This window comes from Roseivivax halodurans JCM 10272, from assembly GCF_000521785.1.
Lineage (GTDB): Bacteria > Pseudomonadota > Alphaproteobacteria > Rhodobacterales > Rhodobacteraceae > Roseivivax > Roseivivax halodurans.
In genome coordinates, this window is sequence record NZ_JALZ01000068.1 from 1 (window position 1) to 8,714 (window position 8,714).

At 67.5% G+C, this 8,714-nt stretch carries 9 protein-coding genes and 1 pseudogene; 1 reads left to right on the forward strand and 9 read right to left on the reverse strand.

The window, feature by feature from the left end; translation table 11 throughout:
- Positions 1–71: 71 nt before the first annotated feature.
- The 6 genes and pseudogenes from OCH239_RS20560 to OCH239_RS20585 form a co-directional block, all read right to left on the reverse strand.
- Positions 72–1,092: pseudogene (locus OCH239_RS20560) on the reverse strand (IS5 family transposase).
- Between the two features lie 99 nt (positions 1,093–1,191).
- Complete coding sequence (locus OCH239_RS20565; RefSeq protein ID WP_037267171.1) at positions 1,192–1,806, reverse strand: ATP-binding cassette domain-containing protein; 615 nt, start codon at positions 1,804–1,806, stop codon at positions 1,192–1,194.
- On the reverse strand, positions 1,800–2,522 hold the full coding sequence (locus OCH239_RS20570; RefSeq protein WP_037267173.1) for an ATP-binding cassette domain-containing protein: 723 nt from the start codon (positions 2,520–2,522) through the stop codon (positions 1,800–1,802). The genes OCH239_RS20565 and OCH239_RS20570 overlap by 7 nt, the downstream gene beginning before the upstream one ends.
- The gene (locus tag OCH239_RS20575; RefSeq protein ID WP_037267175.1) at positions 2,519–3,376 is read right to left on the reverse strand and encodes an ABC transporter permease; all 858 of its coding nucleotides are present in this window, start codon (positions 3,374–3,376) and stop codon (positions 2,519–2,521) included. Before OCH239_RS20575 ends, OCH239_RS20570 begins: the two co-directional genes overlap by 4 nt.
- On the reverse strand, positions 3,373–4,356 hold the full coding sequence (locus tag OCH239_RS20580) for an ABC transporter permease (protein ID WP_244430417.1): 984 nt from the start codon (positions 4,354–4,356) through the stop codon (positions 3,373–3,375). The genes OCH239_RS20575 and OCH239_RS20580 overlap by 4 nt, the downstream gene beginning before the upstream one ends.
- Positions 4,353–5,918: an ABC transporter substrate-binding protein gene (locus OCH239_RS20585; RefSeq protein ID WP_037267177.1), complete on the reverse strand. Its 1,566-nt coding sequence runs from the start codon at positions 5,916–5,918 to the stop codon at positions 4,353–4,355. Before OCH239_RS20585 ends, OCH239_RS20580 begins: the two co-directional genes overlap by 4 nt.
- Positions 5,919–6,045: 127 nt before the next feature.
- Here OCH239_RS20585 and nikR point away from each other — a divergent pair, with 127 nt between their 5' ends.
- Entirely contained in the window at positions 6,046–6,513 is a 468-nt protein-coding gene (nikR, locus tag OCH239_RS20590) for a nickel-responsive transcriptional regulator NikR (protein WP_037267179.1), read from the forward strand.
- Between the two features lie 196 nt (positions 6,514–6,709).
- On the opposite strand, the gene OCH239_RS23660 is transcribed toward nikR, so the two are convergent.
- The 3 genes from OCH239_RS23660 to OCH239_RS20600 all read right to left on the reverse strand — a co-directional run.
- Positions 6,710–7,009: a DUF6525 family protein gene (locus OCH239_RS23660; protein WP_084782753.1), complete on the reverse strand. Its 300-nt coding sequence runs from the start codon at positions 7,007–7,009 to the stop codon at positions 6,710–6,712.
- Positions 7,006–7,644: a DUF1826 domain-containing protein gene (locus OCH239_RS20595; protein WP_169733016.1), complete on the reverse strand. Its 639-nt coding sequence runs from the start codon at positions 7,642–7,644 to the stop codon at positions 7,006–7,008. Before OCH239_RS20595 ends, OCH239_RS23660 begins: the two co-directional genes overlap by 4 nt.
- The coding region (locus OCH239_RS20600) for a GTP-binding protein (RefSeq protein ID WP_037267183.1) at positions 7,641–8,714 on the reverse strand (1,074 nt) is incomplete at its 5' end. The genes OCH239_RS20600 and OCH239_RS20595, both read right to left, overlap by 4 nt.

The following is an 8,714-nucleotide window of genomic DNA, read 5'->3' on the forward strand; positions in this document are numbered from 1 at the left end:
TTGCGCAAGGGGCGGTTATACATATTGCGCAAAGAGGGTGAAGGCTGCACTTTTCCTTCCCCCGGACGCACTTATCCGACGGGCTCGGTGACAGGTATCCCGAGCGCGGTGTAGCCGTTCAACCCGGCGGGGCGGATTTGGATTTCTGCGACCTGGCGATCGAAGTCGCGTGCCATGAGGCTCTGCCTCAGTAGCTTCACGCAATGCATCTTTGTGTCGTCTCGTCTCGGCACGGCCTCGGCGGTGATACCCGCTCCATTGTCCCCAGATTTCGCGGCCGAGGTATTTCGCGGCGCGAAGGGCCTCGTTCCTGGCGATGGCGCCGGCGGTCGGAGGCTTCCAGGGCTTGGCGTTCTTACGGGGCGGGAATGAGGAGGATCAGGAAAGGGTCCGGGTGGCCTTTCCCCGACGAACGCGCGTGCCCCTCGATCTGCGACGGCTTCATAGCACTTGCGGGTATCATATGTGCCGTTCGCGGTGACCAATCCGATCTCGACGTCCTCCAGAATCTGATCCAGCAACTCGGGAAGCATCGGCGCATCGCCGACATTGCTACCGGTGACCTCGATGGGCCGAATTTCCAGCGTCTGCTCGTCGGCACCGATATGGATCTTGCGCCACAGGCGGCGTTTGGCACCACCATGTTTGCGCGCGTGCTACTCGCTTTCGCCCTCCGCCTTGATGCCGGTCGATGAGCAGATCCAGCGATCCCTTTGACCCGCGGTAGGGAATGTCCACGGCCATGGTCTTCTGGCGCCTGCTGAGCGTGCTGCAATCCGGCACGCTCAAGTCGAGACCGACCAGACGCAAGAGGCTCTCGACGAAGCCCGGCATCTGCCGGAGCGCCATGCCGAACGGGAGTTTCATTGTTAGACAGGTCTGGATCGCGCTCGTCCGGGAAAGGGTCCGCTGGACCGTTTCCTGATCCTCCTCACCGCTGTATTGAGGCTGCCGACCTTGCTTGCCTGTGGCGGGAGGCACCTAGACCATGTTCGGATCGAACCAGATCGTCAGAAAGCCGTGCTGTTTCAGCGCTTCGTTGTAGGCCGGCCAGTTCTTCGTTCTGTAGCTCGGCGGGAGGGGGGCGCTCATGCCCCCCCGGTTACCACGCTGGAATCACGAGATGAATCCTACACCCGCTTTTGTGCAACGAAGCCCTGCGACATGTAAGAATGGCTGGTATTGGTACGACTATCTGTCGTCCTGGCGGTCTAGCGCCAAGCTGCTGCGACAGAACCGAGACCTCAGGACACTATTGTGCGAAATGAGCAGTACTGCGATCCGTCGCCGGCCGGTCAGACCGACCAGGGCACGCAGAAGCAGGTCTTGCTCGATTGCATCCAGCTGGCTGGTGATCTCATCGCAGATCAGGAGCCGCAGGTGTGGGTGGAACAGACGTGCCAAAGAGACCCTGGCCAGTTCGCCGCCGGACAGCTGCATGGGCAAGCGATCCGCCCAGACGTCGAGGATGCCGAGCGCCGCAAGAACTTCGGGGTCTGGGGCCATGCCGTTGGCCAGGACTTTGCGCACGGGCCAGCGGGGGTCTACCGCGAGCTCGGAGGATTGGGGCGCGTATTGCGCACGGGCCGGGTGCCCCGTCGCTGCCGGGCCCACCTTCGTTCCCTCCAGCAGAACCTCGCCGTGATCGGGCAGCAGCTGCCCTGCAAGGACACGGCCCAGAGTGGTCTTGCCGGTGCTCGACGGCCCGCCGAGCCCGATCACCTCGCCCTCGGCGATGTCGAGATCGATCCCGTTCAGGATCTGCCGGTCGCCATAGGCGAGGGAGAGGTCGCGGGCCGTCAGCATGGCGCGTCCGGTGCAAGCTGGGCTTGCCATAGCGCCCGGGAGAAGTCCTCGCGCAGGCATGAGCCCAGCCCATCGAATGCGTGCGCCGGTGCCGTTTCGACGTGCCGGCCCTGGCGCAGGATGACGACGCGCGACGCAATCCGCGCCAGCCCGATCAGGTCATGCGAGATCACGATCACGCCGCGGCCGGAGGCGGCGAGGTCAGCCAGCAAGGACAGGATGCGACCCGCTGCCGCCTCGTCCAGCCCGACTGTCGGTTCGTCGGCGACGATCCAGTCCGCGCCCGTGGCGAGGGCCGTGGCCAGCAGCACGCGGCGCGCCATGCCGCCCGAGAGTTCATGCGGATAGAGCCGGGCCGTCGTCGCCGGCAGGCCGACGCTTGCGAGGGCGCCGGGCACATCGGCGGATCGGCCCGCGAGACGGGCGAACCGGTCGATCTGGCGGCCGACGGGCGCCAGCGGGTCCAGCGCGTCCAGCCGCTGCGGGGCCAGCGCGACCATGTGGGGAGGGGCCAGCGCCCCGTCCACGGTGATCCGGCCGGTTCGCGTGGCGTCCCCCGGGAGCGCGCCGGCCAGTGCCTCGGCGACGAGGCTCTTGCCCGCGCCGGAGGTGCCGGTCAGCCCGACGATCTCGCCCCGCTCCAGCGCCAGCGAGATCCCCGCCAGGACGGGGCCGGTGGGAAAACTCACCGACAAGTCTTCGACCTTCAGGGTCATGTCGTCGCCCCCGGCGGGCCTGACAACTGGCGCAGCGCCTCGCCGAACCGCTCGAAGGCGAGGGCGATCAGCATCAGGCCAAGGCCGGGGGCGGCGGCGACCCACCAGTGACCGGCCATGATCTCCCTCAGGCTTTCGGACATCATGACGCCGATCGAGGGCAGATGCGGTTCGATCCCGAGGCCGATGAAGCTGAGCCCGGCCTCGTGCAGGATCGCGTGGGGGAAGATCACGATGAAGCCCGCGATGATCTGCGGCACGAGGTGCGGCGCCAGATGGTGCCGGGCCACCCAGAGCCGTGATCGCCCGAGCGCGCGCGAGATGGCCACGTAATCCGAGGTGGCGATGCCCTGCGCCTCATGCCGCATGATGCGCGACAGCCGCGGCCAGTGGGTCAGCGCCACGGCGACCACGACACCGGTTGTGCCGCCTCCCATGGCGAAGGCGATCATGATGAGCAGCACGAAATGCGGCAGGCCTAGGGCGAGTTCAGTCAGCACTCCCACGACGTGATCCGCGGCGCGCCCGAAGGTCGCCGCCAGCCCCAGGACCACGGCGACGAGGGTCGAGGCTCCCGCCGCCAGCAGACCGACCTGCACGCTCTTCGCGAGGGCCGCCAGTGTGCGGGCGGCGATGTCGCGGCCCAGCATGTCGGTTCCTATGGGATGCGCCGGATCCGGCGGCAGCGCCCGGGCGGCACGGTCGATCGACAGGGCGCCCTCGGGAAGCAGCGGCGCGGCGAGGAGCACAGCACCCAGCAGCGCCAGCGCCACCACCCCGTGGCGTGTGGCGCGCCGTCGCGGATTCCGGCGGCGGGCGGGCAGCGGGAGGGTTGGGTCGACCGCGCCGCTCATGCCACTCGCCTCAGGCGCGGGTCCGCCAGCCGGGCGGCGATGTCGGCCAGCAGGTTGCCGGCGAAGACGAAGAGCAGCGTCGCCAGCCCGATCCCCATCAGCAGCGGCGCATCCGCCCCGGTCGCCGCGCGCACCGTCGCCTGCCCGAGGCCGGGCCATGCGAAGACGGTTTCAGCCAGCACGGAGCCGCCGAAGAGCTCGCCGGCGCTGGCAAGGTGCAGCGTCAGCGCCACGCCCGCCGCGTGGCGCAGGCCGGGGCCGAAGGCCAGCCGCAGCGGCGAGGCCCCGTGGGCGGAGAGGTGCCGCGCTGCGGGGCTGTCGAGGAAGGCGATCAGGCTCTGCCGCGTGTGCAGCACCAGGGGCGCGATCCCCACGACCGAGAGCGTGGCCACCGGCAGCACCATGTGGCGCAAGCTGTCCGCAGGCGTGACCTCTGAGGCCAGCTGCCCGGGCGGCGTCGCGCAGCAGGCGGGCAGCCAGCCCAGCCCGACCGCGAAAACCGCGACCAGAAGGATCGCCACCCAGAAACCCGGGCTGGCGGCCAGCACGACGGCGATAGTGCGGATCACCCGGTCGGGCCAGCGCCCTCGCGTGGCCCCCGCCGCAAGTCCCAGCAGCGTGCCCAGCACGAAGGACAGCGCGAAGGCCAGCCCGACCAGCGCCATCGACGCCGGCAGCCGGGCGGCGATCACCTGCATCACCGGCGCGTTGAAGGTGATGGATTGCCCCAGATCACCCCGCGCCAGCTGACCCAGCCAGCTGGCGAACCGTTCGGCGGCCGGCCGGTCCAGCCCCCATGCGGCGGCGATGGCGTCCCGCTGTTCCGGGCCGATCTGCGAGGTGCGGCCGCCGACATAGGCCTGAACCGGGTCGATGGGCGCCAGCGAGATCAGCGCGAAGAGCCCGGCCGCCGCCAGAGGCAGCAGCCAGCCCAGCCGGATCATGCGACCGGCCAGAAGGGCCGGAAGCCATGCGCTCATTCGCAGGTCCAACGCCACGAGGGCAGGTCATGGGTGATCGGGAAGCCGTGCCCGTGCGGATGGATCTGCAACGGCCCGACATCGAGGCACGAAGACACCCAGTAGGCATGTTCGAGGTTCACCATCCACGCCCAAGTCGCATCGCCCTTCGGGCCGAACCCCGTCTCGCCGTCCCAAGCGGCAGCCTGCCATTCAGCGAGGGATTCGTCGAAGCCCGTCGCGGCCTCGGCGGCGTCGAGATGCGCATCCACCGCCGGTTTCGCGTAATGGCCGGTGTTGTAATAATCGACGCCGGCGTAATCGCCATGATGCAGGTAGTAGATTTCCGACGGATCATGGGCGCCCCAGCCCAGCACGACGACCTGCGAATGCATCAAGGCACCGATCTCGTCCCAGCTGCTGCCGGTGGGCTGGGCGTCGATGCCGATCTCGCGCAGCTGCTCCGAAGCGCCAAGGGCCAGCGCCTGCCGCGTGCTGTCGCTGGCGGGGTAGAGCACTTGAAACGCCGCTTTCAGGCCCTCCTTCTCGCGTATGCCGTCGCCGTCGCTGTCCGTCCATCCGGCGGCCTCCAGCGTCGCCATCGCGGCGGCGGGGTCATTGCCGGGGATTGCGGCCTCGGGGTTGTCCCAAGGCAAGCCGTCCGCCGGGCCGAATGCGGGGCGACCGTGGCCGTTCAGCGCCAGCGCCACCAGCGCCCCGCGGTCGAGCGCCTGATTGATCGCCACCCGGATCGCCCGGTCCGCCGTCACGTCGTTGCCGATCGGCGTGCCCGCCTCGGTGGTCTCGCCCGCCCTCGGCCGCATCGGGAAGGCCAACCCCCGGTTGTCCACCGTCTCGACATGCAGCACCTTCATGCCCGGCGGGGCCGCATCGGCCATCGAGGGCGGCACGCCCACGAGGTCGGCAGCCCCTGTCCGGGCCAGCGCCTGCCCGGCCTCTTCCGAGCCGAAGACGAAGCTGACCCGCTCGAAGGCGATCTCGCCACCATGCCAATGGGGGTTCGGTTCGACGACGAGCTGTTCTCCTTCACGCCACTCGACCATCTGGAACGGGCCAGACCCGACAGGCTGCCTTGCATAGCCTTCGTCGTAACTCGCGGCTGGCACGATCCCGAGGGTGGCAAGGCGCGACACGAAGGTGATTCGGGGCTCGGACAGTTGCAGCTCGACCGTCGCGTTATCCAGAGCGCGCGCCTCACTCAGAACGGTCAGGTCGGCCAGGCCTCCAGCTTCGCTCGCCGCGGTGTAAGTGAAGGCGACATCCTCTGCCGTCAGTGGCGTTCCGTCCGAGAACATGGCGTCCTCGCGCAAGGACAATCGCCAGACGAGCCCGTCGTCCGAAAGGCTCCAGTCGGTCGCGAGATCTCCGACCAGATTGAGCTCGGCATCGTAACGCAGCAACGTCGACTGGAAGAGCGGGTTTCCATAGTGACCCCACCCCATGACCGGGTCGAACCCGCCGTCAGGCTCTCCGCCGATGGCAAGCACGAGCGAACGCGCCTCTGATTGTGCCGGCAGTAGCAGGGACAAGGCAACGACAGCAGTGGAAAGCGGGCGGAGCATGCGGAACCTCTGCGTATGAATTATTAAGTTCTATTTCATACTTTGGCCGTCGGCGGCGTAAAGTGCAGCTTTGCTTGCGCCCCGGTTCCACTACGCGGATGCTTAGCAGAGCAGCACGGAGAGGGTCATGCAGCGGATTACCATAGCAATTGAAGAAGACCTTTTGGCCGAACTGGACCGACAAATGGAGCGGTCCGGCGCAACCAACCGGTCCGAGGCAATCCGCGACCTTCTCCGCCGCGCATTGACGCGAAACGCGCCCCATGACGCGGACTGCATCGGGGTCATAAGTTACGCCTTGGACCTCTCGACCCGAGATCTTGGGCGTCGCGTGCCCCATACCCGCCACTCCCGTCATGACCAGGCCGTCGCGGCCTTGTCGGTGCCACTTGACCACACGAATGCCATGGAGGTGACCGTGATGCGCGGTCAGGTGGCAGATGTGGAGGACTACGCGCACGGTCTGTTCGCCGAACGAGGTATTCGTCACGGCCATCTCTCCCTGGTGCCTGTGGAGGATGTCCACGAATTTCACCAGCACGGAAGAGGGGAACCGCATAGGCACAGCCACCTGATAGTCAAGAATAGGTTCTGAAATGGGTAAGGTGACCGAAGGCGAACATTTAAGCCAAGGTTTGGTGAAAACGGACCATGGCTACATCAGCCCGGAGCGAGCGCTCTCGGCCCTGAGCCGACCTGCACACTCTTAGTGGGTGCTGCCGCGCAGCATTCGTTAACTTGCGAAGGTCTTTTACTTGGGGACCATCTCGGCAGTCGAGAATTCTCGGTTTCTATCGATCGCTTGCTGGTTCTACCGCTGTAATTTGGTACGAATTTTTTGGCGCCTTCGGAACCGATGTGTCTCGTTCGAGCGCCACCCGTTCCGCCCGGTCAAGGATCGTGATGATGTCCTGCGGTAGCGAGCCCGCTGCTCGAGCCTTGCGCCAGATGCGGCGGCAGGATGCCGGAGACCATGGCAAGGCGGCTTGCGCCAGCCACGCCCGGAGCGGCGAAGGCAGCCGGTCGAAATCACGCATTGGGTCACCGCGGCGGCGGCGCCGGCGCAGGGAGGTCGAGAGATTGCGGCTCATACTTCCTCGTGGGGGTCGTCTACCGGATCCAGGACAAGAAGCAGGCGGGTCTCGCCGCCGCCCTCGATCGGTGGCGACCGGTGCCGCAGGCCCTGATCGGGCCTCACGTGCCAGAGCGTTCCTAGCATGACGAGGGGCGATCCGGTCGGGACGGTGTGGATCGTCTGCGGTTCGTCGTCTCCAGTCTCGGAGGTTCCGTATTGCGTGCCAGTGCCACGATAGGTGCAGACGAGCCGCGCGGTGATGCGGTCGACGTGAAAGCGGCGGCAGGCATTGCCGGTCACCACGTCGAGGCGCAGGCGCAACCAGCGGGCATCCATGACGTCCGAGAAGATGTCCGCGAGCGCCCCGAAGTCGTCGATTAGGCGCCGCCGCTCCGGGCCCTCCGGCGTGCCCGCGTTGTCGCAGGCCGCCGTGACCGCGTCGCGGATCGCCGCGGGCCGCAAGATGACCCGGGCCTTCGGAAGGCGTGCCGGGCTCAGTCCATCGATCCAGGTCTGGAACGAGGCCAGCGGCTCCCGGTCCCAGACGACACCGCCGACCTCGGAGGCCCGGATATCCCGCATCCAGTGAGGCGACGGAGTGCTCACCACGCCATGGGTGCTGGCGGGTCTGACGAAGCGCTGAACCGTCATGCCGCCACCCTCCACCAGGCCGGGAACGGACCGGGGAGGTCCGGCAGCGCGTCCGGCCCCGGGGCGACCGCCTCAGGCACCAGCGCACCGTCCAGCCGCGCCTTCAGCGCGGGCCAGTCGATCCCTGCCCCGATGAAGACGAGCTCCTGCCGGCGGTCGCCCCAGGGCTCCATCCAGTGCTGCGCGAGATAGGCCCGGGCGCTGTCGTGATCGGGCCGCCGCGCTTCAGTCACCGAGGCCCACCACTGCCCCAGCGGCGCGATCGACGAGAGCGAGCCGGCGAGCGAGAACTCGGCCACCCATTCGGGCCGCGTCGCGATCCAGAAATGGCCCTTGGCGCGGATCACGCCCGGCATCTCGCCATTCAGCAGCTCCAGCACCTTCTCGGGGTGGAAGGGCTGGCGCGCGCGGTAGACGAAGGAGGCGACGCCGTATTCCTCGGTCTCGGGGACGTGGTCGGCGAAGCCGTAGAGCTCCTTTGCCCACATCGGGTGCTCGTGCGCTTTCTCGAAGTCGAACAGGCCGGTATCGAGGATGACCCCCGCGGGGACGTCCGAATGGTCGGTCTCGATGATCCGCGCATCGGCGTTGAGGCTGCGGATGATCTTGCGCGCGGCATCCGTCCTCTCAGGCCCGGCGTCGCTGACCTTGTTCAGCACCATGACATCCGCGAACTCGATCTGGTCGGTCAGCAGATGCACGAGCGTGCGCTCGTCCGCCTCCCCCATGATCTCGCCGCGGTCGCGCAGGAAGTCGTGGCTCCCGAAGTCGTTCAAGAGGTTCACCGCATCGACGACCGTGACCATCGTGTCGAGCCGCGCCACGTCCGACAGGCTGTCGCCGCCCTCGTCGCGGAAGTCGAAGGTCGCGGCGACGGGCAGCGGCTCCGAGATGCCGGTGGACTCGATCAGCAGGTAGTCGAAGCGGCCTTCGAGCGCGAGCCTGCGGACCTCGTCCAGAAGATCGTCGCGCAGGGTGCAGCAGATGCAGCCGTTGCTCATCTCTACGAGCGTCTCGTCCGTCTGGCTGAGATTGGCGCCGCCGTCGCGCACGAGGTCGGCGTCGATGTT

Excerpts from the sequence above, each read along its gene's own strand:
- OCH239_RS20565 (WP_037267171.1), bottom strand. The coding sequence starts at position 1,806 with ATGCTGACGGCCCGCGACCTCTCCCTCGCCTATGGCGACCGGCAGATC.
- OCH239_RS20570 (WP_037267173.1), bottom strand. The coding sequence starts at position 2,522 with ATGACCCTGAAGGTCGAAGACTTGTCGGTGAGTTTTCCCACCGGCCCC.
- OCH239_RS20575 (WP_037267175.1), bottom strand. The coding sequence starts at position 3,376 with ATGAGCGGCGCGGTCGACCCAACCCTCCCGCTGCCCGCCCGCCGCCGG.
- OCH239_RS20580 (WP_244430417.1), bottom strand. The coding sequence starts at position 4,356 with ATGAGCGCATGGCTTCCGGCCCTTCTGGCCGGTCGCATGATCCGGCTG.
- OCH239_RS20585 (WP_037267177.1), bottom strand. The coding sequence starts at position 5,918 with ATGCTCCGCCCGCTTTCCACTGCTGTCGTTGCCTTGTCCCTGCTACTG.
- nikR (WP_037267179.1), top strand. The coding sequence starts at position 6,046 with ATGCAGCGGATTACCATAGCAATTGAAGAAGACCTTTTGGCCGAACTG.
- OCH239_RS23660 (WP_084782753.1), bottom strand. The coding sequence starts at position 7,009 with ATGAGCCGCAATCTCTCGACCTCCCTGCGCCGGCGCCGCCGCCGCGGT.
- OCH239_RS20595 (WP_169733016.1), bottom strand. The coding sequence starts at position 7,644 with ATGACGGTTCAGCGCTTCGTCAGACCCGCCAGCACCCATGGCGTGGTG.